The organism is Stenotrophomonas sp. GD03877, assembly GCF_029840555.1.
Classification (GTDB): domain Bacteria; phylum Pseudomonadota; class Gammaproteobacteria; order Xanthomonadales; family Xanthomonadaceae; genus Stenotrophomonas; species Stenotrophomonas geniculata.
Window position 1 is genome coordinate 29680 of sequence record NZ_JAOCCT010000033.1, and the last position, 22653, is coordinate 52332.

Below are 22653 nucleotides of genomic sequence, written 5' to 3' on the forward strand. Positions count from 1 at the left end.
CGGTCGGCATCCACAACTACCCCGGTAGGTGCCGACCGTTGGTCGGCACACCCAGACCTTACTCCGCCACTACCCGCGCGCGCAGCGAATTGGTCAGCGCTTCGGTGATCACCACATCCACGAACTGGCCGATCAGCCGCGCCGGCGCCGGGAAGTTCACCGAACGCATGTTCTCGGTCTTGCCGGTCAGCTCGTTCGGATTCTTGCGCGACGGGCCTTCCACCAGCACGGTCTGCACGGTGCCGACCATCTTTTCGGAGATGCCGGCGGCATGCGCATTGATGCGCTCCTGCAGGCGCGACAGGCGCGCGTGCTTTTCGGCATCGCTGATCGTGTCCTCCAGGTCGGCCGCTGGCGTGCCCGGGCGGCGCGAATAGATGAAGGAGAAGCTGTGGTCGAAGCCGATGTCTTCGATCAGCTTCATGGTCTTCTCGAAATCGGCATCGGTCTCGCCGGGGAAGCCGACGATGAAGTCCGAGCTGATCGAGATGTCCGGGCGCACCGCGCGCAGCTTGCGGATCTTCGACTTGAATTCCAGTGCGGTGTAGCCGCGCTTCATCGCCGACAGCACGCGGTCGCTGCCGGCCTGCACCGGCAGGTGCAGGAAGTTGGCCAGCTGCGGTACGTCGCGGAACGCATCGACCAGCGAATCGCTGAACTCCAGCGGGTGCGAGGTGGTGAAGCGGATGCGGCCAACGCCATCGATCTCGGCGATGGTGCGGATCAGCAGGCCCAGGTCGGCGAACTCACCATCGCCATACGGGCCACGGTAGGCGTTGACGTTCTGGCCGAGCAGGTTGATCTCGCGCACGCCCTGCGCGGCCAGCTGCGCCACTTCCACCACCACGTCCTCGAACGGGCGGCTGACCTCCGTGCCGCGGGTGTAGGGCACCACGCAGAACGAGCAGTACTTCGAGCAGCCTTCCATGATCGACACGAACGCCGAGGCGCCATCGGCACGCGGCTCCGGCAGGCGGTCGAACTTCTCGATCTCGGGGAAGCTGATGTCCACCTGCGGGCGCTTCTGTTCGCGCCGCGCGCGGATCAGTTCCGGCAGGCGGTGCAGGGTCTGCGGTCCGAACACCAGGTCGACGAACGGCGCGCGCTTGATGATCGCTTCGCCTTCCTGCGAGGCGACGCAGCCGCCGACGCCGATGATGACCTCGCGGCCCTTGTTCTTCAGGCCCTTCCACACGCCCAGCTGGCTGAATACCTTCTCCTGCGCCTTCTCGCGGATGGAGCAGGTGTTGACCAGGATGACGTCAGCGTCGTCCGGGGTATCGGTCAGTTCCAGGCCATCGCTGGCGGCAAGCACGTCGGCCATCTTGGCCGAGTCGTACTCGTTCATCTGGCAACCGTGGGTCTTGATGTACAGCTTGCCCTTGACCTGGTCGGGCTTGCGCGGACCAGCGGGCAGGGCAACGAGCGGGGTACCGCCCGGCGTGGCGGGCGGAAAGACGTCTGGCGTCCCGGTCATGGCGCTTAATCCATTCGGGTGGCGGGAAAGCGGGCAATTCTACCCGCATCCCGCGCCAGCCGCCGCGTTCATGCGGCCAAGCCCAAGCCCGGCGTGGTCATCACTGTAGAGCCGAGCCCACGCTCGGCTGCCTTGTGCAAGGCGGAGGAGCAGCCGAGCGTGGGCTCGGCTCTACAAGGGGGCGCTGATTACGCCGCCACCAGCTCCGCATCGATCCGCCGCGACCGGTCGAAGGCGGTCATCGCGCTCATCCGGGCGATGTAGTCGGCTGTTGCCGGCGCCGGCTGTACGAGGCCAAAGGCGGTGGTCCAGGCCAGCGCATTGCCCCACAGCACATCGGCGGCGCTCATCGTCTCGCCGAGCAGGTACGGGCCCTGCGCCAGCTGGGCCTCGACCACCTGCAGCACGGTCTCGGCGTCGTTGTACGGCGACATCAGGCGCGGCGGCGGCTCGCGATGCATCGCCTTGTCGATCATCGCCGGCTCGAAACAGGCGCCATAGAAGGCCATCCAGCGCAGGTAGGGCCCGCGCAGGGCGTCGCCGATCGGCGGGGCCAGCCCGGCTTCCGGATACAGGTCGGCCAGGTACAGATAAATGGCCACCTGTTCGGTTACCAGTGCGCCGTTGTGGACGATGGCCGGCACCTTGCCCATCGGGTTGATGGCCAGGTAGGCCGGGGCCAGGTTGGCGCCGGCCTTCAGGTCCAGCACCTGCATGCGGTAGTCGGCACCCAGCGCTTCGAGCAGGGCCACGGCGCCGCTCGAGCGGGAACGGGCGGCGTGGTACAGGGTGATCTGGCGTGAATTCATGGCATTGCTCCTTGCGGTGGGTGGTGAACTGGAGGCCATCCTGGGGCACTATTGCGGACGACTTCTGTCCTCGATCCTTCATGCGCCATACCGCCCACCGACTGCTGCGCCTGATCGCTCTGTTGCAGGCCCGCCGCCAGTGGTCTGGGGCCGAGCTCGCCGAGCGCATGGGCGTGGACCGACGCAGCATCCGCCGCGATATCGAGCGCCTGCGCGAGCTGGGCTACCCGGTGCAGGCCTCGGCCGGGGTAGGGGGCGGCTATCAGCTGGGGGCCGGGGCACCGGTACTGCCGATGTTGCTGGATGAGGAGGAGGCAACCACCCTGGCCATCGCCCTGCGCGCCGCCTCGGCCACCGTCGCCGGCATCGACGACACCGCGCGTGGCCTGCTGTCCAAGCTCGACCCGCTGGTGCCGACCCGTCGCCGCCAGCAGGCCGGCGAGGTGCATGCAGCGACGGCCACCCTGTCCGATCTTCCGTCCACCGACGCACGCCTGCTCGGACGGCTGGCCCAGTACTGCCGGCAGGCGTCACGGCTGGCCTTCGAATACCGCAGCGCGCAGGAGGCTGTTACCCAGCGCGAAGTCGAGGCACAGCACCTGGTCAATTACGGCCGGCGCTGGTACCTGTTGGCCTGGGATCTGGGCCGGCAGGACTGGCGCACCCTGCGTGTGGACCGGATGGGCGCGGTGCGCGAATGCACCGAGCCCGGCCTGCATCGGCGCACGCCGGCCCCCCCGGACGTGATGGTGCGGCAGGCGGTCAGCCAGGCCCCGTTCCCGCTGCAGGCCATCGTCCGCCTGGCCGGCAGCCGCGCCGAGCTGGAAGGCCGCATTCCTCCCTGGTGCGGGGTGCTGGAGGCGGATGGTGCCGAGCACTGTCTGCTGCGCATGGGGGCCGAGAGCCGGGGCATGATGCTGGCGCAGATCCTCAGCCTGGACCGCGTGCCGGTGGCGCTGTGGACCACGCCGCCGGGCCTGCGCGACGAACTGGCCCAGCGCCTGGCCGGGCTGGGCCAGGTGCTGGCCGTGCCGCCGGTCACAGGCTGAGCCACATCGCTTGGCAAGCCCCGGCGAAGCTGGGACACTCGCCGCCATGAAGGGGATACTGGGGACAACGGCGATCATCATCGCTGCGCTGACCGCTGCGCCGGCCAGCGCCGGCACCCTGTACAAGTGCCAGGGCCCTGACGGCGTCACCAGTTATGTGAGCAAGCGGGTGGCGGGTGCGCGCTGCAGCACCATCAGCTACAGCCGCGACACCCGTCCGGCACCGCGCCCGGTGGTGGCCGCGCCCAGGCCGGCGCCGACCACGGTGGCCAGCATCGAACGCAACCCGGTTGCCGTTGCCGCCAGCGCCGCCACGCCGGCAACGGTCGCGCCTGCGCCTGCAGCCGCCGCGCCGGCACAGCCGGTCGCCTCGCGCGCCGGGCGCATGGTCAGCGGCCAGGTCTATTCCTTCATGAAGGACGGCGTGCGCCACTACACGAGTGCGCGCCCGACCCAGGTCGCCAACCTCGGCCCAGTGCGGACCATCCGCTACAGCTTCATGGAGCGCTGCTACGCGTGCGGGGTCAATCCACGCGTGGACTTCGGCACCGTGCGCCTGAACACCTCGGCCTTCCAGACCGAGATCACCTCGGCCGCACGCGAGTTCGGCGTGGAAGAGGCGGTGGTGCGGGCCATCATCCATGCCGAGTCGGCCTACAACCCGACCGCGCTCAGCCGTGCCGGTGCGCAGGGCCTGATGCAGCTGATGCCGCCAACCGCCGCGCGCTTCGGGGTCAGTGACTCCTACGATGCCGGGCAGAACATCCGCGGCGGCGTGCAGTATCTTGCGTGGTTGCTGAAGCGCTTCAATGGCGACCTGACCCTTGCCGCAGCCGGCTACAACGCTGGCGAAGGCGCGGTCGACCGCCATGGCGGCGTACCGCCCTACAGCGAAACCCAGTACTACGTGCGCCGGGTCGGGCAGCTGGCCGAGCGTTACCGCACCGCCCTGAGCCACCAGTAGGTACCGCAGACTGGTAGGTGCCGACTGTTGGTCGGCACTCCTTGCAAAGAGCGTTGTGTGGCGCGCGACGGTTCCGCTACACTCGACCGTGATTCAATGCGGCTCTGGCCCCCACCGGATCCGCTGGCAGCCTTAAAGCTACCTAATCAATATCGGAGTGCCGGATGGCCAACGATGGGGTACACGATCCAGTCAACACCGGACGTCGGCGTTTTCTTTCTGCCACCACAGCCGTGGTGGGCGCCGTCGGCGTCGGATTCACCGCAGTTCCTTTCATCAAATCCTGGAACCCCAGTGCCCGCGCCAAGCTTGCCGGCGCACCGGTGGTGGCCGATATCAGCGCCCTGCAGGAAGGCCAACGCCTGATCGTGGAATGGCGTGGCCAGCCGATCTGGATCGTCAAGCGGTCCAAGGCGATCCTCGATGCGCTGCACGGGCTGGATGGCCGTCTCAAGGACCCCGAGTCCGGCGAGAAGGACCAGCAGCCGGACTACGTGCTGAAGCAGAACCCCGAGCTGCGCTCGATCAAGCCGGATATTTCCGTGCTGGTCGGCCTGTGCACGCACCTGGGCTGCTCGCCGGAAATGGTCGCCGAGATCCGGCCTGAGCCCTACGACCCGCAGTGGAAGGGCGGCTACTTCTGCCCCTGCCACAAGTCGCGCTTCGACATGTCCGGCCGCGTCTTCAAGGACGTGCCGGCGCCGATCAACCTGAAGGTGCCCGCGCACCACTACCAGGACGACAACACCATCATCATCGGTGTCGATCCGCAGGGGGCTGCCTGATGGCCAATATCCTCAGCCGTACCGCCAGCGGCGTGGCCGACTGGGTCAATGCCCGCGCACCGGGCCTGATGCCGGTGTACCGCAAGCACGTCAGCGAGTACTACGCGCCGAAGAACTTCAACATCTGGTACTACTTCGGTTCGCTGGCGCTGCTGGTGCTGGTCAACCAGATCGTCACCGGCATCTTCCTGACGATGCATTACAAGACCAACGCCGCCGAGGCGTTCGGCTCCATCGAATACATCATGCGTGATGTGGAGTGGGGCTGGCTGATCCGCTACATGCACTCCACCGGTGCCTCGCTGTTCTTCATCGTGGTCTACCTGCACATGTTCCGCGGCCTGCTGTACGGCAGCTACCAGAAGCCGCGCGAGCTGGTGTGGATCCTGGGCATGCTGATCTACCTGGTGCTGATGGCCGAAGCCTTCATGGGCTACGTGCTGCCGTGGGGCCAGATGTCGTTCTGGGGCGCCAAGGTGATCATCTCGCTGTTCGGCGCGATACCGGTGATCGGCAACGGCCTGACCGAATGGATCATGGGCGACTACCTGCCCAGTGACGCCACGCTCAACCGTTTCTTCGCGCTGCATGTCATCGCATTGCCGCTGGTGCTGTTGCTGCTGGTGATACTGCACCTGGGCGCGCTGCACGAAGTGGGTTCGAACAATCCCGATGGCGTGGAGATCAAGAAGGGGCCGAAGGGCAACCGCTGGTCGCCGAACGCGCCGGCCGACGGCATTCCGTTCCACCCGTACTACACGCTCAAGGATGGCGTCGGCGCCGGCTTCCTGCTGATCATCGCCGCCTTCATCATCTTCTTCGCACCCGGTTTCGGTGGCCTGTTCCTGGAGCACGACAACTTCACCGAGGCCAACCGCCTGGTGACCCCGGAGCACATCAAGCCGGTCTGGTACTACACGCCTTACTACGCGATGTTGCGCGTGGTGCCCAACAAGCTGGGTGGCGTGCTGGTGATGTTCTCGGCCATTGCGATCCTGTTCCTTGTGCCGTGGCTGGACAAGGCCAGGGTGAAGTCGGTGCGCTACCGCGGCTGGATCTCGAAGGTGATGCTGGGTGTGCTGGCGGTGTGCTTCGTGTGGCTGGGCGTGATTGGTTCCGGCCCTGGCACCGACGTGCACGAGACCTACATCGGGCGGGTGCTGACCTTCCTGTACTTCGCGTTCTTCATCACCATGCCGCTATGGACAAGGTTGGACAAGACCAAGCCGGTACCGGAGAGGGTGACCACGCATGACTGAGCGCTGGATGGTCCGGCTGGCCCTGATGGCCACCCTGATGCTGGGCAGTTTCCTGGCCTCCGCCGCCGAAGGCGGCACCAAGCTGCTGCAGGCCGGCAACGACCTGGGTGACCGTGCCTCGCTGCAGCGCGGCGCGCAGCTGTACATGAACTACTGCTCCGGCTGCCATGCGCTGAAGTACCTGCGCTATTCGCGGATGGCGCAGGACCTGGGCCTGACCGAGGAAGAGGTGATGAACAACCTCAACTTCACCGGCTCGGCGATCGGCGATCCGATCCCGGTGGCGATGCCCAAGGAGAATGCCGAGAAGTGGTTCGGCAAGATGCCGCCGGACCTCAGCCTGATCTCGCGCGTGCGGGGCAGCGACTGGGTCTACACCTATCTCAAGTCGTTCTACCTGGACAGCAGCCGGCCGCTGGGCTGGAACAACGCGCTGTTCGCCAATGCCTCCATGCCCAACCCGCTGTGGGAAATGCAGGGCCTGCAGCATGCCGTGCATGGCAAGCCGGAGGCGCCGGGCATGGATCCGCCGGTGACCGGCCTGAAGATTGAAACGCCGGGTTCGGTCGATGCCGGGCAGTACGACCAGGCCGTGCGGGACATCACCAACTTCCTCGAATATGCCGGTGAACCGGCCGCGCTCAAGCGCCAGCAGCTGGGCGTGTGGGTGATCCTGTTCCTGGCCCTGCTGACTTTCCTGCTGTACCTGCTGAAGAAGGAATACTGGAAGGACGTTCACTGATTATGCCGCCGGCCATCGCACGGGCCTATTGGCTTTTGTGATGGTCGGTTGCACACTCGGGGAGGAGTCGATCGCTGGCACGGTGCCGGCGGCGCCGATGCGGCAGGCGGTCTCCTGTCGTGGGAGAGCCTTTGATGGCGGCGAGCGTACGCATGCGCAATACACTGACGCTGTTTTCCTCGAACGACGATGTACTGTGCCACCGTGTACGCCTGGTCCTGGCGGCCAAGGGTGTGACCTTCGACTTCGTTCCGGTCGATCCACAGAACCCGCCTGAAGACCTGATCGACCTCAATCCGTACCACTCGGTGCCGACGCTGGTCGAACGCGAACTGGTGCTTTACGCCGCGTCGGTGGTCAGCGAATACCTGGACGAGCGCTACCCGCATCCGCCGCTGATGCCGGTCGATCCGCTCTCGCGTGCGCGCATCCGTCTGGCCATGCTGCGCATCGAGCACGACTGGGTGCCGCAGGTGCAGGCCATCCAGCTGGGCAACAAGACCCAGGCCGAGGCCGGCCGCAAGCGCCTGAAGGAGTTGCTGACCGCCTCGCTGCCGCTGTTCAAGGCCAGCAAGTTCTTCCTCAACCCGGAAATGAGCCTGGCCGACTGCGCGATGGCGCCGATCATCTGGCGCCTGCAGTCGCTGGACGTACCGCTGCCGAAGGACGGCAAGGCGATCGAAGACTACGGCAACCGCATCTTCCGCCATCCCGGTTTCGTCCGCAGCCTGACCGATCAGGAAAAGAAGCTGCGCGATCTGCCGGTCTGATCCGGGCATGCGTTACCCGTCTGCACGCCGACCGGCGTGCAGGCGATCCGCCCCGGCAGGGCGCCGGGCGCGTACACTTCACGCATGACCGAAGACTTCTTCCACATGACCAGCCACCGCCCGTACCTGCTGCGGGCGCTGGTGGAATGGATCAACGACAACCAGCTGACCCCGCACATCCTGGTCGACGCCGGCGTTCCCGGCGTGCAGGTCCCGCCTTCGGCGGTCAAGGATGGCCGGGTCGTGCTCAACATCGCCGAACGTGCCGTCGTGCGGCTGATGATCGACAACGAGATGGTGAGCTTCTCGGCGCGCTTCTCCGGCACCAGCTACCCGGTGCAGGTACCGATCAGCGCCGTGCTGGCCGTCTACGCCCGCGAGACCGGGCAGGGCATGGCATTGCCGGATGACATTCCGGGCAACGAAACCGCGCCGACCAGCGACGAGCTGCTGCACGAGGAAGGCACGCCGCCGGACGATACGCCGCCGGCCAGTCCGCCGCCGAAGGGGCGCCCGAACCTGCGCGTGGTCAAGTAATGTTTCCGACGCCGCCCCGATGGGCGGCGTTTTCCTTTGCAGGATTTATCGGCGGGTGCCGGGATTGTGTGGGTGCCGACCGTTGGTCGGCACACCTTCAGTCCTTACACATCCTCGGCATCATCCACATCCGGCCGGATCTGGCTGATCCGCGCCGCGCCCGGGCCAGTGAATGAGATCAGCTGGTCGCCGCGCAGGACCATGCGGCCCACGTGGCGATCGATGCCATCGTAGGAGTACTCGAACTTGAAGGTGCGCTCGAAACCGAGCCGGCCATCCTCGCCGCGCGACAGGCGCAGGCCGGTGGCGTGCACCGCCTGGTCCAACCACTGCACATCGGCGGCGCGGCAGGCATTGCGCCCCAGTTCGACCGCGCGCTCGGCGGCCGAACGTGCGGCATTCCAGAAGAAATAGATGATTCCGCCGGCAATCAGCAACAGCAGCAGGGTGGGCATGGCGTCAGCCGTCAGAGGTCGATCCCTCAAAGATGGCGGCGAACGCGCGCTGGATCAAGCGCCTGGCATCACCGCGTCGGTTGTGGACCAGCAGAGACTGGTTGAGGCGGTATGACGACCGGCTGCGGTGGCGCGGACTGCATTGGCGTCGCAGTTGGCGACGGCATCACCAGCGGTGATGTGGCGGTCAACTGCAGCAGCGCTGCCCAGTCCTGGCGGTTGAAGCTGCATTCGTCCTCGCGGCCGGGCGTGCAGCTGGGGTCGATGCCGGTACTGTTGCGTTCGCGTGCCGGAGGCAACTTGATCAGCCCGGTGCGGTCCAGCTGCAGCAACCGCATCGCCACGGTGTTCATGACGTTGCCACCGACCAGGTACAGGGTCTGGTCGCCCCCCAGGTTGGCAGCCACCACCACTTCGCAATGCGATTTCCAGTGGCCCACCGAACCGTTGCCCAGCGCCTGCACCAGCCCGCTGTAGCTGAGCGTGGTGCTGCGGTCGCGCAGGAAGCAGAGCAGGTCGCCGGGCGCGGGCTTTGCGGTCGCGGGATCGACCAGCCGGTACGGCACGCCCGAGGGGCCGCCCTGGTACGCGGCGCGGATGTAGTCGATATGGCGCGGCGACGTGTTGAAGCCGGGAACGCCGGACTGCACCATCACCCAGGAAATGAACGCGGCCGACCACGGGTTGTCGATCAGGAAGGCACGGCAGTCGCTGTCGGTGTAGCGCGTGCCCAGCGGTGCCAGGCAGCTGCTGGCACCCGCGATGCTGCCCATCGCGTTGAGCGTGCCGCTGTTGCGCCAGTAGCCGGCCACGCGCTGCCAGGCGATCAGGCCGTTGTCGGCCAGGTGATCGCTTTCGGCCTCGGTGACACTGAGGCTGGCGGCGCGGCCATCGCGGTCGATGAAGGGCCGGTACCAGAGCCGGTGCTCGTTGCAGGCAGTGTTGCGGATGGCCACCGCCAGCGGACTCAGGCCGAAGCGGGGCGGTACATCGCACGCTTCGGCGGCCGCTGCGGACAAGGGGGCTGCCGCGAGCAGCAGACAGGCAGGCAAGAGCATCCGGCGCATGCGCGGCTCCTGTGGGGGATGTCGGCAGCGTCGCAGAGGCGGCCGTAGCCGAGCCGTGAAGGCGTCCCGGATCGTGTAGAGCCGAGCCTGTGCTCGGCTCAACGCGTGCAGGGCGCGCCGCAGATCGAGAAGCAGCCGAGCGTGGGCTCGGCGCTACAAGGTCACGTAGGCCTCAGCCCGGCGGCGGGCCCAGCTTCAACGACAGGTCAATCGCCTGCACGTGCTTGGTCAGGCCACCAATGGAGATGCAGTCCACGCCGTCCTCGGCGATCGAACGCAGGCCGCCCAGGCCCACGCTGCCGGACACTTCCAGCGGAATGCGGCCGGCGGTAATGCGCACGGCCTCGCGGCGCAGGTCCGGGCTGAAGTCATCCAGCAGGATGCGTTCGCAACCGGCTTCCAGCGCCTGGCGCAGCTGCGCCAGATCCTCCACCTCGACCACCAGGGGCAGCGCGGGCCATTGCCGGCGCGCGGCAGCCACGGCTGCGGGCAGCGAACCGGCAGCGCGGATGTGGTTTTCCTTCAGCATCACCGTGTCGTACAGGCCGAAGCGGTGGTTCTCGCCGCCGCCACAACGCACTGCGTACTTCTGCGCCAGGCGCAGGCCGGGCAGGGTCTTGCGGGTGTCGAGGATGCGCGTGCCGGTGCCGGCCACCGCCGCCACGTAACGCGCGGTGGTCGTGGCGGTGCCGGACAGCGTCTGCAGGAAATTCAGCGAGGTGCGCTCGGCGCTCACTAGGCTGCGGCTGCGCCCATGCAGCACGGCCAGCACGGTGCCGGCAGTGACCGCGTCACCTTCGGAGACACGCCATTCAATGCGCACCTCCGGGTCGAGCGCGCGGTGGGTGGCGTCGAACCAGGGGCGACCGGCGATCACCCCGTCCTGCTTGCACAGCAGGTACGCGCTGTCAGCCTGGTCGGGCAACAGCGCAGCGGTGACGTCGCCGCTGCCAAGATCCTCGGCCAGCGCACGCGCGACATCGGCGGCGACAACGGCCGCATCCGGCGTCGGCAGCGCGCTCATGCGGCCGGGAAGTCGGCGATCTGGGCGGTGGGGATGGCTTCCTCGGCCAGCAGCACCGGGATGCCGTCGTCAACGCGGAACACCTGCTTGCGGTCGCGGGTGACCAGCGCTTCGCGCAGCGGCTGCGCCAGCGGGTTGCCATCGGCCTTGTTCACCGCGCCGGCGGAAATGGCCTTGTTGAGGGCTTCCAGGCCCTTGCCATCCAGCAGGGACAGGGGCTGGCGGGTGTCCGGCGACACCAGCAGGTCGAGCAGCTTGCGATCCATGGTTCTTCGTCTTGCGTGGAAGATGGCTAGAATACGTCTTTAAGGCAGGTGACGGCCAATGACCCCCAACCCGATCGCGCCGCTTGTCGGCATCGTCATGGGTTCCCGTTCCGACTGGGAAACCATGCAGCACGCCGCCCAGAAGCTTGAAGCCCTGGGTGTTCCGTTCGAAGTGAAGGTGGTGTCCGCGCATCGGACGCCGGATGTGTTGTTCAGCTACGCCGAGCAGGCGGGCCCGCGTGGCCTGCGCGCGATCATCGCCGGAGCCGGCGGGGCCGCGCACCTGCCGGGCATGATCGCCGCCAAGACCGCCGTGCCGGTGCTGGGCGTGCCGGTGCAGTCCAAGGCCCTCAACGGCATGGATTCGCTGCTGTCGATCGTGCAGATGCCGGCCGGCATTCCGGTCGCCACCTTCGCCATCGGCAATGCCGGCGCCTCCAACGCCGCGCTGTTCGCCGCAGCGATGCTGGCCAGCGACCAGCCGGCGATCGGCCAGGCGCTCGACGCCTTCCGTGCACGCCAGACCGAAGACGTGATGGCCCACGACGATCCGCGCCAATGAGCCTGACCGTCGGCATCCTGGGCGGCGGTCAGCTCGCCCGCATGATGGTCCTGGCCGGTGCGCCGCTGGGATTGCGCTTCGAACTGTACGACCCGGCAGCCGACGCCTGCAGCGGCCCGCTGGCGCCGCTCACCGTCGGTGCCTTCGATGACCGCCAGGCGTTGGCGGATTTCGCCGCCAAGGTGGACGTGGTCACCTTCGATTTCGAGAACGTGCCTGCCGACAGCGCGCAGTTTCTGGCCGACCGCGTGCCGGTCTACCCGCCGCCGGCTGCGCTGGCGGTGGCCCAGGACCGGTTGAGCGAGAAGACCCTGTTCCAGCAGTTGGGCATTCCGCTGCCCGCCTTTGCTGACATCCGCAGCCGTGACGAGTTGGCCGCGAAGGCCGCCGAGTTCGGCCTGCCGTGCATCCTCAAGACCCGCCGCCTCGGTTACGACGGCAAGGGCCAGTTCCGCCTGCGCAGCGAAGCCGACATCGACGCTGCATGGGACGCGCTTGGCGCACAGGTCGAGCGCACCGGGCTGATCCTGGAAGGCTTCGTTGCCTTCCAGCGCGAGGTCAGTGTGGTCGCTGTGCGTGGCCGCGATGGCAGCTTCGAGGCCTGGCCGGTCACCGGCAACTGGCATGTCGACGGCGTGCTGTCGGCCAGCGTGGCCCCGGCCGTGCTGTCCGATGCCGAGCAGCAGGCCGCGATCGGCTATGCCCGCCGCGTCGCCGAGCACCTGCAGTATGTGGGCGTGTTCGCACTGGAGCTGTTCTGTCGTGACGGCGAACTGCTGGCCAACGAGATGGCACCGCGCGTGCACAACTCCGGCCACTGGACCATCGAAGGCAGCGAGACCTCGCAGTTCGAGAACCATCTGCGTGCCGTGCTGGGCCTGCCGCTGGGCAGCACCCGCATGCTCGGCCATGCCTGCATGCTGAACTGGCTGGGCGCGATGCCCGACCCGGCGCCGGTGCTGGCGCAGGCCAGTGGCCATTGGCACGACTACGGCAAGGAGCCGCGCGAAGGCCGCAAGGTCGGCCACGCCACGTTGCGCGACGATGATGCCGCTGCACTGGCCGATGCGCTGGACCAGGTTGGCCTGGAGCTGGACCGCCAGGCCCAGGTGGCGCCGGCGGTGCACGCGCTGCGCAACCGCTGAGCCGGTAGTGCCGGCCGCTGGCCGGCAATGCAGCGATGTGGCGCGCCGGTGCAGGCATTGGCGCAACATTTCCGGTGGTAGCGTGGAGCTCCTTTCACAGGAGTCACTCCCATGCTCGACTGGAATGCCTATCGCAAGGAACTGAAGGGCCGCATCGGCGAGATCGGCAAGCTCTCGCCGGACACGATCAAGGGCTACGCCACGCTGGCCAACGCCGGCGCCCAGACCAACCACCTTGATGCCAGGACCCGCGAGCTGATCGCGCTGGCAGTGGCGGTGACTACCCGCTGCGATGGCTGCATCACCGTGCATGTTGACGCCGCGCTGAAGCAGGGCGCCAGCCGCGAGGAAATCGCCGAGGCGCTCGGTGTGGCGGTGTCGCTCAATGCAGGCGCTGCGCTGGTGTACTCAGCGCGGGTGATGGACGCCGTGGCCGCGCACGAGAGCGCGTGATGCCTGATCTGTAGAGCCGAGCCCATGCTCGGCTGGCCGGACAGCAGCCGGGCATGGGCTGGGCTCTACAGGGGTCAGCGCAGCTGGCTTTCGGCAAATTCCCAGTTGACCATCTGCCAGAACGCGTCCAGATACCGCGCGCGATCGTTCTGGTAGTCGGTGTAGTAAGCGTGCTCCCAGACGTCGCAGCACAGCAGCGGGGTGCTTTCACCGGTCAATGGCGTGCCTGCATTGCGGGTGGCCTGCAGGCCCAGCTGCCCGCCCGGATGCTGCACCAGCCAGACCCAGCCGGAGCCGAACAGGCCCAGCGCGGTGCGGTTGAATTCCTCGCGCAGGCGCTGCACGTCGCCGAACTGGCGCTTGACCAGTTCGCCCAGTCGCCCCTGCGGCTCACCGCCGCCGCGCGGGCGCAGGCATTGCCAGTAGAAGCCATGGTTCCAGGCTTGGGCGGCGGCATCGAACAGCGTGCCCTGGGCGTGGCGGACGATCTCCTCCAGCGACGCTTCCTCCCACTCGGTGCCGAGAATGCCGGCGTTGACGGCATCCACATAGGCGCGATGGTGGCGGCCGTGATGCAGTTCCACGGTCTGTGCGGACAGGTGCGGCTGCAGGGAGCCGGGAAGATAGGGCAGGGCGGGCAATTCGACAGGCATGGACAGGTTCGTGGCCAGGGGGCGGCGGCAGCCGGTTCCATCCGCTTACAATGGCGGCTACCGTGGGCAGTCTAGCCGACCATCACGGTCGGTTTGTCCGGCGAAGCAAGGAGTGTGGTTGTGGCGGTAATGCAGCAAATCCAGGCCGAGGTCGATCGTTACCCGCTCGTGCTGTTCATGAAGGGCACCCCGCAATACCCGATGTGCGGCTTCTCCAGCCGCGCCGTACAGGCGTTGATGGCGGCCGGCGCGGTCACCCTGCGCACCGTCAACGTGCTGGAAGAGCCCGAGATCCGCGCCAACCTGCCGCGTTTTTCCAACCTGCCGACTTTCCCGCAGCTGTTCATCAACGGTGAGTTGATTGGCGGCTGTGACATCGTGCTGGAGCTGTTCGAAGCCGGCGAGCTCAAGCGCATCGTCGAAGAGGCGACCCAGGGATGAGTGCCTGGCCATCGACGTCACCGACCGACGGGGCGCTCGATGGCCGCCCGTTGCAGGATCGCGTGGTGCTGGTCGCCGGTGCCGGTGGCGGATTGGGCAGTGCGGCGGCAGTGGCTGCTGCGGCCGCCGGGGCCACCGTGGTTCTGCTGGGCCGCAAGCCTCGCCGCCTGGACCGTGTCTACGCCCAGGTGCAGGCGGTCGGCCCGGAGCCGCTGCTGTATCCGCTGGACCTGGAAGGCGCGGGCCCCGACGACTATGCCGAGCTGGCCCAGGCCCTGCAGCGCGAGCTGGGGCGCCTGGATGGCCTGCTGGTCTGTGCCGCTCACTTCCCGGGCCTGACCCCGTTTGAGCTGGCAGACCCGGCCAGTTTTGCCCGCGCGGTGCACGTCACCCTGACTGCGCCCGCCTGGCTGGCCCAGGCCTGCCTGCCGCTGCTGCGGCAGCGCGAAGATGCGGCGCTGGTGTTTGCGGTCGATGCCCCCGAGCGGGTCGGTCAGGCCTACTGGGGCGGTTACGGGGTGGCCCAGCACGGCCTGCGTGGCCTGATCGCCAGCCTGCACGACGAGCTCGGCCGCAGCCCGGTAAGGGTGAGTGGCCTGTACCCCGGCCCGCTGCGCACGGCCTTGCGGGCCCGGGCCTATTCCGTAGACCAGGACCCGGCCGCGCAAGGCCCGGAGGCCGCCGCCGCCGCGGCCGTGACCCTGTTGTCCGGTGCTGGCGCTACCTGGCGCGGCCAGATTCTCGATGCCAGCGAGGCGCCCCCCGGCGAGTAGATCCCGGGGAAAGGCGGAGTGAAGAACCCGTCACGATTGCGTTGCGATCCGGTGCCGTTTGTCGCACAACCGTCACATTGATGGCGTAGCGTGTTAATCTAGTGTTAACCGTTGTGGCTTCCTTCAGCCAAGCGGTAGGGAACCCCAGATAAATGTCCGACCAGCCACCCGCAGGGCTGTTTGGATGCGCTTTTTTTTCCGCCATCGCCAACTCGCATCGAGGCTACCGAAAAATGACCCACCCACTCCGGATGTCCAAGCTCACCCTTGGTCTCGTGGCTGCGCTCGCCGCCGCTCCCGCCTTCGCCCAGAGCACCTCTGCCGGTGTCGGCGGCCAGGTGATGTCCGCCGCAGGCCAGCCAGTTGCTGGTGCTGAAGTCACCATCACCCACACCGAGTCGGGCACCGTTTCGCGTGCCACCACCGATGCGTCGGGTCGCTACACCGCGCGCGGCCTGCGCGTGGGTGGCCCGTACACCATCACCATCACCAAGTCCGGTGAAGGCACCAAGACCGAAGAAGGTGTCTTCCTGAATCTGAACCAGGTCAACACGGTCAACGCCAACCTGGGCGGTGATCTGGCGGCGACGAACCTGGATGCCGTGAACGTTGTTGCCACTGCCGGCTCGAGCGTCTTCAGCTCGGAAAACAAGGGCGTGGGTACCTCGGTTGACGGCCGCAAGCTGGAGCTGGCGCCCAAGGGCAACCGTTCGTTGGATGACGTCGCTCGCCTGGATCCGCGCATCAGCGTGACTGACCAGGCCACCGGCGCAATCTCGGTCGCGGGTATCAACAACCGCTATAACAAGATCTCGGTCGACGGCCTGTCTCAGGGTGACCCGTTCGGCCTCAACGCCAACGGCATGCCGTACACCGGCTCGCCGATCTCGGTGGACACGATCGCTGCCTACGATATCAAGGTCAGCGACTATGACGTGTCTCAGGACGTGGTCGGCGCCGCGATCAATGCGGTCACCAAGTCTGGTACCAATGAGTTCCACGGTTCGGCGTACTACGTGTACAAGAAGGCCGATAGCATGGTGGGCAAGCGCAACGGCGAGGACTACGATGCTTTCGGCAAGGACACCACCAAGGGCTTCACTCTGGGCGGTCCGATCCTGAAGGATCGCCTGTTCTTCTTTGGGTCGTATGAAGAACAGGAAATCACCGACTTCGGTGGTGCGGCGTCTTCCGACGGTCTGAGCACTGGTGCGGTGACGCGCGCGGAGATCGACCGGGTCATCGATATTTCCAAGAACAAGTACGGAATCGATCCGGGTACCTATGGTGCAGCCGGTGGCGTGAATCTGACCAACAAGCGCTATCTGGGCAAAATCGACTGGAACATCAACGACTCACATCGCGCCAGCCTGACCTACCAGCAGACTGAGGAGTCGCTGCCGCAGCCGTACGACAGCAACGCAAACTCGGTGATCCTTACCAGCCGTTGGTTCACCAAGACCAGCGAGACCAAGAACACTGCACTGCAGCTGTTCAGCGATTGGACCGACAACTTCACGACCGAGGCCAAGTTCAGCTACCAGAAGTTCGAGCAGGTCTCGGGCGCTTCGCAGAACCTGCCGACCATCAATGTGGGTGTGGCCAGCACCCAGTCTGGCTCGAGCAACGGTGTGCGCCTGGGTGAAGACCGCAATCGACACGAGAATGCGATCAACACCAAGAAGAAGACCGCCTCGATCTTCGGTACCTACTACGCCGGTGATCACACCATCAAGGGTGGTTTCGACTATGAAGATACCGACGCGCTGAATCTGTATGGTCGCGATCTGCACGGTGTGTATACCTTTGACAGCATCGCTGACTTCGAAGCAGGCAAGTACTACCGCTACGATGTGCGCCGTCCGATCGGCGGGTACTCAGAAGCCGACACTGCGGCTGCGATTGGTTTCACCATGATCAGTCCGTACCTGCAGGATACTTGGCAGGTAAATAACAACCTGTCGATCACCTATGGTGTGCGCGCCAATATCCCGAAGGCCGACAAGGCGCCGCCGCGCAAGCCGGGTTTCGAGGAAACCTTCGGCTTCCGCAATGACTACAAGCTCGGCAGCAGCAATAAGGTGATCATGCCGCGCTTCTCGTTCAACTACACCTTCGATACCGAGCGCTACTCGCAGCTGCGCGGTGGCGTGGGCTTGTTCCAGTCGGTCCCGCCGTTCGTCTGGCTTGCCAATCCGTACCAGAACAACGGCATGACCTCGGCCTCGTTCTGCGCCTACGGCAACACCGTGGTTCGCGGCTGTGTCCCGAACAATGGCCAGTACGCGTTCAGTCCGGATGCATTCAATCAGCCGTTCCCGAGCGGTGCCGCCGCGCCGACCAACGCGCAGATGGATTCCATTGATCCGGACTTCAAGCTGCCGACCGTCTGGAAGGCTAGCCTGGGCTACGATCATGAGCTGCCGTGGATGGGCCTGGTGGGCACCGTCGAAGTGCAGTACCTGAAGAACAAGGATGCGGTGTTCTACAACGCCCTGAACATTGGTACGCCGAATGGCCAGCTGTTCGATGGTCGTGATAGCTACTGGGTCACTCCGGGCGGCGTGAAGAACAATGGTAGCAAGCCGGGTTACACCACCAACTCGACCTACCTGACCAACTCCGACAAGGGTAGCTCCACTGCAGTCACCTTCTCGTTGGACAAGCCGATGGCGAATGGTTGGTACGGCAACCTGTCCTACACCTACACCAAGGCAACAGAGGTGGGTTCGGACACCAGTTCACAGGCCTGGTCGAGCTACCAGTTCGTTTCGCGCCTGAACCCGAACGAGGAGTATGCCGGCACCGCCACTCGCGAGATCCGCAATCAGATCAAGCTGTCGTTGGGTTGGGAGCACGCGTTCTTCGGTGACTACAAGACCAGCATTACCGGCTTCTACACCGGTCGCAACGGCCTGCCTTACACGTGGCTGGTTGATGGTGACATGAACGGTGACGGCATCTTCCAGGATCCGGCGTACATTCCGTTGCTCAATGACGCGAAGGTTTCGTACGTGAAGGGCAATCGTGCTGCGACCGCCGACGAGATCGCCGAGTTCCAGCGCCGCATCGACGAGAATCCGTATCTGGCAGCTCGTCGCGGTTCGGTCGCCGAGCGTAACGGTGCCCGCAACCCGTGGGTCAACCAGCTGGACGTGGCCATCCAGCAGGAACTGCCGGGCTTCTTCAAAGAGCACAAGTCGATCCTGCGTCTGGATATCTACAATTTCCTGAATATGTTGGACAAGAGCTGGGGTCGGACTCGCAACGCGTCTGACTTCGATACTCGCTACCTGACCACTGGCAAGGTCAAGGCCGACGGTTCGTACGAGTACGATCTGGGGCGCAACTCGCCGCAGGAACTGCGTGAGTACGATTTCAGCTCGGGCTACCCGTCACGCGTCGTTTCGCGTTGGTCGGCAATGCTGACCCTGCGTTACGAGTTCTGATCCATCAGAGCTTGAAGCAGTAAGTGAAAACGGCCGGGGAAACCCGGCCGTTTTCCGTTCAGGCGAAAGTCCTTGCAGGTCACTTGGCATCGGCGTAGCATCCAGAAATGTGCGCGGTGCCAACGCCGCCGATGCGGTCCCGGAAAGGCGAACGCGGGAAGCACACATCCAACGGTCGGGCTTCCCGGCCGTTTTGCTTTTTAAGGGGGCGGCAGTACAGTCGGAAACCTTGAAGGAAGCGAAAAATTGGACATGACCACGAACGAAAAATCAGCCCGTGCACTGCCGGTGCAGGACGCGCGGATCTACCCGCGCGGTGGGCTGGATGTGCTGTCGCGGGCCGAAGTGGCCCGCCTGCGCGATGCCTCCGCCGGCGGCATGCACGAGCTGCTGCGCCGCTGCGCGCTGGCCGTGCTGACCAGCGGCAGTGCTTCTGACGATCCGCGCGCGGCGCGCGATCTGTATCCCGATTTCGACATCCAGGTGGCGCAGCAGGATCGCGGCGTGCGCATCGACCTGGTCAATGCACCGGCGATGGCTTTCGTCGACGGTGAGATCATCCGCGGCGTCGCCGAACTGTTGTTCGCGGTGGTGCGTGACCTGGCCTACATGGCCATCGAGATGGGCCCTGCCTACGCGGCCGAGCTGGAGTCGTCCGAGGGCATCACCAATGCGGTGTTCGGCCTGCTGCGCAACGCGCGCATCCTCAACCCGGGCGACCCGAATCTGGTCGTCTGCTGGGGTGGCCACTCGATCTCGCGCGACGAGTACCTGTACACCAAGCAGGTGGGCTACGAGCTGGGCCTGCGCGGCCTGGACATCTGCACCGGCTGCGGTCCGGGCGCGATGAAGGGCCCGATGAAGGGCGCCACCATTGCCCATGCCAAGCAGCGCCGTACCGTGACGCGTTACATCGGCCTGACCGAGCCGGGCATCATCGCCGCCGAGTCGCCGAACCCGATCGTCAACCACCTGGTGATCATGCCGGACATCGAGAAGCGCCTGGAGGCCTTCGTCCGCATCGGCCACGGCATCATCGTGTTCGCCGGTGGTGTCGGCACCGCCGAGGAAATCCTGTACCTGCTCGGCATCCTGCTGCGCGAGGAGAACAAGGACCTGCCGTTCCCGCTGATCCTGACCGGACCGACCGTGGCCGCGCCGTACTTCGAGCAGATCGACCGCTTCATCCGCCTGACCCTGGGCGATGCGGCCGCCGAGCGCTACGAGATCGTCATCGGCGATCCGGTGGCGGTGGCAAAGAAGATGGCCAACGGCATCAAGCGCGTGCGTGAGCACCGCCTGGCGCAGAAGGACTCGTTCTTCTTCAACTGGTCGATCGAGATTCCGTGGGAGTACCAGCAGCCGTTCGTGCCAACCCACGAGGCGATGGCCGCGCTGGACCTGCACCACGGGCGTGCCCCGCACGCGCTGGCGGCCGACCTGCGCCGGGCGTTCTCGGGCATCGTGGCCGGCAATGTGAAGGAAGACGGCATGCGCCGCATCGAGCAGTTCGGGCCGTTCCAGATCCATGGCGACCCGGACATGATGCAGGCCCTGGACGGGCTGCTGCGTGCCTTCGTCGAGCAGCGCCGGATGAAGATCTCCGGCGAATACCAGCCCTGCTACCAGGTGCTGGCCTGAGCCTGCGCCGGCGCGATGGGGATCGCGCCGGCACAGGCAGGGGAGGGCGGGTCGTCAAGGCTTTGACGCCCGTCGCCCCGGAATGACCGTTCATCCTGCCGCCGCTTGCCGGTGGCAGGGCGATGGCCCATCGTGGCCATCAACACGCTGGGGAGCGTCCAATGTCTTTGCGCCGGCAAAACGGCTTCACGCTGGTTGAGTTGATGGTCACGGTTGCCGTCCTGGCGATCCTGAGCACCATCGCGTATCCCAGCTTCCAAAGTACGATCCGCTCAAATCGTGTGGCCACGACGACCAACGAACTGATCGCGTCGCTAGCACTTGCCCGTTCCGAGGCGATAAAGAACACGCGTGGTGGGGCTGTATGCGCATCCACCGCAGGCAAAGAGTGTGATGGCAGCAGCTGGGCCGACGGCTGGATGGTCTGGGAGGATCGCAACGGGAACGGGTCGCTTGATTCCGGTGAGAACGTGCTGCGCTACAGCGAAGGTCGCCCAACCATGAAGTCCGCAACCGAAACGTTGACCATCGGCTTCGATGGCCGTGGCCGCAATCGCGCCAACGCGGAAGTGGATGTGACACTGCGCCCTGAGAAGTGTGGCGACCAGCCCCTGCAGCGAACGCTGCGTATATCGCCTACGGGACAGGTCCGGCTGTTGAAGGAGAGTTGCTCATGAGAAAGATCGGCTTCCAGCCGCACCGTATGGCGCAGGGAGGTTTCACCCTGATCGAGGTCATGATCGCGATCCTGGTGATGGGTATTGGCCTGCTTGGCTTCGCGCTACTGCAGACGATGAATGTACGGTTTGTCCAGAGCGCGAACTACCGCACCCAGGCCACCAACCTGGGGTACGAGCTGCTTGATCAGATCCGGGCCAACCGGATCAACGCGCTCAGCTATGCCGGTACCTATGCTGCTACCACCGGCAAGGGTGACTGCGCGCCGTCCATTGGCAAGGATATCGGCAAGGATGACTTCACCCGCGACTGGCGCTGCCGCCTGGGCCGTGCACTGGGTGACTCGGCATCCGGAACGGTAACCGTCAATGACGGCCGGGTACGGGTGTCGGTCAGTTGGGGCGATGAGCGTTGGAATCCCGATTCGAAGGCTGACACCACCTTTGCTGCGGAGAGCCTGCTGTGATGACCAGAATGCGCTCCCGCCAAACGATGAGTGGCCTGTCGTTGATCGAGTTGATGATCGCCCTGACCATCGGCCTGATCATCATGCTGGGCGTGGTCCAGGTGTTCGCCGCTTCACGCACGGCCTACCAGTTGTCTGAAGGGCTGGCGCGGGTCCAGGAGAACAGCCGTTTCGCGATGGATTCCCTCCAACGCGAACTGCGCATGGCGGGACACTTCGGCTGCGTGAACGATCAGGCGCATGATCCGCAGGGCACCTTGGCAACCACCTTCGCTGCGGGAGGCCACCCCGCGCTGGACTTCGCGCGGTCGATCCAGGGCTACGAAGCAACGGATACCAAGCCGGGCGACGCGGTGACGTTGGCGGCAACGCCGTCAACGGGCGGCAGCAAGTACTCGCCGGCGTTGCCGAGTGAGTTCGCCGCGGCCATCAAGAACCGGGTCGACGGCAGCGATATCGTCGCTCTGCGCTATCTGGTGCCCACCGGTGTGCCGGTCACGGCGGTAGCCGGTACGGTTGCCCAGCCGGTTTTCAGCTTTGATCCAAAACGTCTTGCCGTGCTTGATAGCGGAGTTACCGACCCGGGGCTGTTCGGTGTGGCCGACTGCATTTCCGCCACGGTCTTCCAGGCTCGTGCGATCGATGCAAAGGCTGGCACCGTGACGGTGGGTACCGCACCCAACAACGATGTGGCCATCGCCCGCAACTACGAGCCCGGCCAGGCGGTGCTGTATCGCGCCGAGACGTCCATCCTGTACGTGGGCTACGACGCTACGACCAAGCAATCCTCGCTGTATCGCCTTCGATTCACCGCCAAGCCCGGTGCTGCCCTGGTGGCGGGACCGGCAGAGGCGCTGGTCGAAGGCGTGGAGAACATGCAGCTTCTGTACGGCCAGGATCACGGTCTGAGCACGGTGTCGCCGACCGGCTACATCGATCGCCAGGGTACCGCGACCGATGTTCAGGCCTCCATCGTGCCGGCCTCGCGCGGCTGGCAGCGTGTGGGCACGGTGCAGTTGGGGCTGGTGGTATCCAGCCCGGACCCGGCTGCATCTGTCCAGGCCAGTTCGAGTGCGCCGCTGAGCGCGCTCGGCGTGACCTATACCGCGCCCTCTGACGGCCGCATGCGCGCCGCCTACCAGAGCACGATCGCTCTGCGCAATCGCCTGTATGGCAACTGAGGCCACC

Annotated in this window: 24 protein-coding genes; 17 read left to right on the plus strand and 7 right to left on the minus strand. The window is 65.8% G+C overall.

The genetic code is table 11. The features are described from left to right. Positions 1–58: 58 nt before the first annotated feature. Both miaB and N5D20_RS19995 read right to left on the minus strand, forming a co-directional pair. Positions 59–1477, minus strand: coding sequence for a tRNA (N6-isopentenyl adenosine(37)-C2)-methylthiotransferase MiaB (miaB, locus tag N5D20_RS19990; RefSeq protein ID WP_043400449.1), 1419 nt, complete (start codon positions 1475–1477; stop codon positions 59–61). A 188-nt stretch (positions 1478–1665) separates the two neighbouring features. Further along, positions 1666–2286, minus strand: a complete 621-nt coding sequence (locus tag N5D20_RS19995; protein WP_191863136.1) for a glutathione S-transferase — start codon at positions 2284–2286, stop codon at positions 1666–1668. Between the two features lie 80 nt (positions 2287–2366). Between N5D20_RS19995 and N5D20_RS20000 the strand changes: the two genes are divergently transcribed. From N5D20_RS20000 to N5D20_RS20030, 7 genes are all read left to right on the plus strand, one after another. Beyond that, on the plus strand, positions 2367–3335 hold the full coding sequence (locus tag N5D20_RS20000; RefSeq protein WP_197578850.1) for a WYL domain-containing protein: 969 nt from the start codon (positions 2367–2369) through the stop codon (positions 3333–3335). A 46-nt stretch (positions 3336–3381) separates the two neighbouring features. Continuing rightward, positions 3382–4299 carry a lytic transglycosylase domain-containing protein gene (locus tag N5D20_RS20005; RefSeq protein WP_197578851.1) on the plus strand — a complete coding sequence of 306 codons (918 nt, stop codon included), beginning with the start codon at positions 3382–3384 and terminating at the stop codon, positions 4297–4299. Between the two features lie 164 nt (positions 4300–4463). Next, positions 4464–5084 (plus strand): ubiquinol-cytochrome c reductase iron-sulfur subunit, encoded by a 621-nt coding sequence (gene petA / locus N5D20_RS20010; RefSeq protein WP_004151998.1) that lies wholly within the window; start codon positions 4464–4466, stop codon positions 5082–5084. Beyond that, positions 5084–6343, plus strand: coding sequence for a cytochrome bc complex cytochrome b subunit (locus tag N5D20_RS20015; RefSeq protein WP_197578852.1), 1260 nt, complete (start codon positions 5084–5086; stop codon positions 6341–6343). Before petA ends, N5D20_RS20015 begins: the two co-directional genes overlap by 1 nt. Beyond that, a complete protein-coding gene (locus N5D20_RS20020) occupies positions 6336–7085 on the plus strand; it encodes a cytochrome c1 (protein ID WP_049436543.1) in 750 nt (249 codons plus the stop codon). Before N5D20_RS20015 ends, N5D20_RS20020 begins: the two co-directional genes overlap by 8 nt. Before the next feature lie 134 nt (positions 7086–7219). Further along, positions 7220–7855, plus strand: coding sequence for a glutathione S-transferase N-terminal domain-containing protein (locus tag N5D20_RS20025; RefSeq protein ID WP_005408842.1), 636 nt, complete (start codon positions 7220–7222; stop codon positions 7853–7855). A gap of 84 nt (positions 7856–7939) precedes the next feature. Further along, positions 7940–8392 carry a ClpXP protease specificity-enhancing factor gene (locus tag N5D20_RS20030; RefSeq protein WP_005412806.1) on the plus strand — a complete coding sequence of 151 codons (453 nt, stop codon included), beginning with the start codon at positions 7940–7942 and terminating at the stop codon, positions 8390–8392. Between the two features lie 104 nt (positions 8393–8496). On the opposite strand, the gene N5D20_RS20035 is transcribed toward N5D20_RS20030, so the two are convergent. The 4 genes from N5D20_RS20035 to N5D20_RS20050 form a co-directional block, all read right to left on the minus strand. Next, complete coding sequence (locus N5D20_RS20035) at positions 8497–8847, minus strand: DUF3301 domain-containing protein (RefSeq protein WP_049436544.1); 351 nt, start codon at positions 8845–8847, stop codon at positions 8497–8499. 68 nt (positions 8848–8915) lie between these two features. After that, the gene (locus N5D20_RS20040; RefSeq protein ID WP_197578853.1) at positions 8916–9914 is read right to left on the minus strand and encodes a DUF2272 domain-containing protein; all 999 of its coding nucleotides are present in this window, start codon (positions 9912–9914) and stop codon (positions 8916–8918) included. A gap of 172 nt (positions 9915–10086) precedes the next feature. Beyond that, positions 10087–10938 (minus strand): carboxylating nicotinate-nucleotide diphosphorylase, encoded by an 852-nt coding sequence (gene nadC, locus N5D20_RS20045; RefSeq protein ID WP_049436546.1) that lies wholly within the window; start codon positions 10936–10938, stop codon positions 10087–10089. Beyond that, a complete protein-coding gene (locus N5D20_RS20050; RefSeq protein ID WP_005408847.1) occupies positions 10935–11204 on the minus strand; it encodes a Trm112 family protein in 270 nt (89 codons plus the stop codon). Before N5D20_RS20050 ends, nadC begins: the two co-directional genes overlap by 4 nt. Positions 11205–11262: 58 nt before the next feature. Between N5D20_RS20050 and purE the strand changes: the two genes are divergently transcribed. From purE to N5D20_RS20065, 3 genes are all read left to right on the plus strand, one after another. Beyond that, positions 11263–11766 carry a 5-(carboxyamino)imidazole ribonucleotide mutase gene (gene purE, locus N5D20_RS20055; RefSeq protein ID WP_005412808.1) on the plus strand — a complete coding sequence of 168 codons (504 nt, stop codon included), beginning with the start codon at positions 11263–11265 and terminating at the stop codon, positions 11764–11766. Next, positions 11763–12911, plus strand: a complete 1149-nt coding sequence (locus N5D20_RS20060; protein ID WP_197578854.1) for a 5-(carboxyamino)imidazole ribonucleotide synthase — start codon at positions 11763–11765, stop codon at positions 12909–12911. Before purE ends, N5D20_RS20060 begins: the two co-directional genes overlap by 4 nt. Before the next feature lie 111 nt (positions 12912–13022). Further along, complete coding sequence (locus tag N5D20_RS20065) at positions 13023–13364, plus strand: carboxymuconolactone decarboxylase family protein (protein ID WP_197578855.1); 342 nt, start codon at positions 13023–13025, stop codon at positions 13362–13364. 74 nt (positions 13365–13438) lie between these two features. Here the strand turns inward: N5D20_RS20065 and N5D20_RS20070 are convergent, their stop codons facing one another. After that, complete coding sequence (locus N5D20_RS20070) at positions 13439–14017, minus strand: superoxide dismutase (RefSeq protein ID WP_049423333.1); 579 nt, start codon at positions 14015–14017, stop codon at positions 13439–13441. Between the two features lie 120 nt (positions 14018–14137). Between N5D20_RS20070 and grxD the strand changes: the two genes are divergently transcribed. The 7 genes from grxD (at position 14138) to N5D20_RS20105 (ending at position 22646) form a co-directional block, all read left to right on the plus strand. Beyond that, positions 14138–14458, plus strand: coding sequence for a Grx4 family monothiol glutaredoxin (gene grxD / locus N5D20_RS20075; RefSeq protein ID WP_005408852.1), 321 nt, complete (start codon positions 14138–14140; stop codon positions 14456–14458). After that, positions 14455–15231, plus strand: a complete 777-nt coding sequence (locus N5D20_RS20080) for an SDR family NAD(P)-dependent oxidoreductase (RefSeq protein ID WP_049455524.1) — start codon at positions 14455–14457, stop codon at positions 15229–15231. The genes grxD and N5D20_RS20080 overlap by 4 nt, the downstream gene beginning before the upstream one ends. A 233-nt stretch (positions 15232–15464) precedes the next feature. Further along, the gene (locus tag N5D20_RS20085; protein WP_057503591.1) at positions 15465–18680 is read left to right on the plus strand and encodes a TonB-dependent receptor; all 3216 of its coding nucleotides are present in this window, start codon (positions 15465–15467) and stop codon (positions 18678–18680) included. A 252-nt stretch (positions 18681–18932) separates the two neighbouring features. After that, positions 18933–20321 carry a nucleotide 5'-monophosphate nucleosidase PpnN gene (gene ppnN, locus N5D20_RS20090; RefSeq protein ID WP_049436550.1) on the plus strand — a complete coding sequence of 463 codons (1389 nt, stop codon included), beginning with the start codon at positions 18933–18935 and terminating at the stop codon, positions 20319–20321. 161 nt (positions 20322–20482) lie between these two features. Further along, positions 20483–20998, plus strand: coding sequence for a Tfp pilus assembly protein FimT/FimU (locus tag N5D20_RS20095; RefSeq protein WP_043400476.1), 516 nt, complete (start codon positions 20483–20485; stop codon positions 20996–20998). Then, entirely contained in the window at positions 20995–21465 is a 471-nt protein-coding gene (gene pilV, locus N5D20_RS20100) for a type IV pilus modification protein PilV (protein WP_054171396.1), read from the plus strand. Before N5D20_RS20095 ends, pilV begins: the two co-directional genes overlap by 4 nt. Positions 21466–21473: 8 nt before the next feature. After that, positions 21474–22646, plus strand: a complete 1173-nt coding sequence (locus N5D20_RS20105) for a PilW family protein (protein WP_313123896.1) — start codon at positions 21474–21476, stop codon at positions 22644–22646. Positions 22647–22653 lie beyond the last annotated feature (7 nt).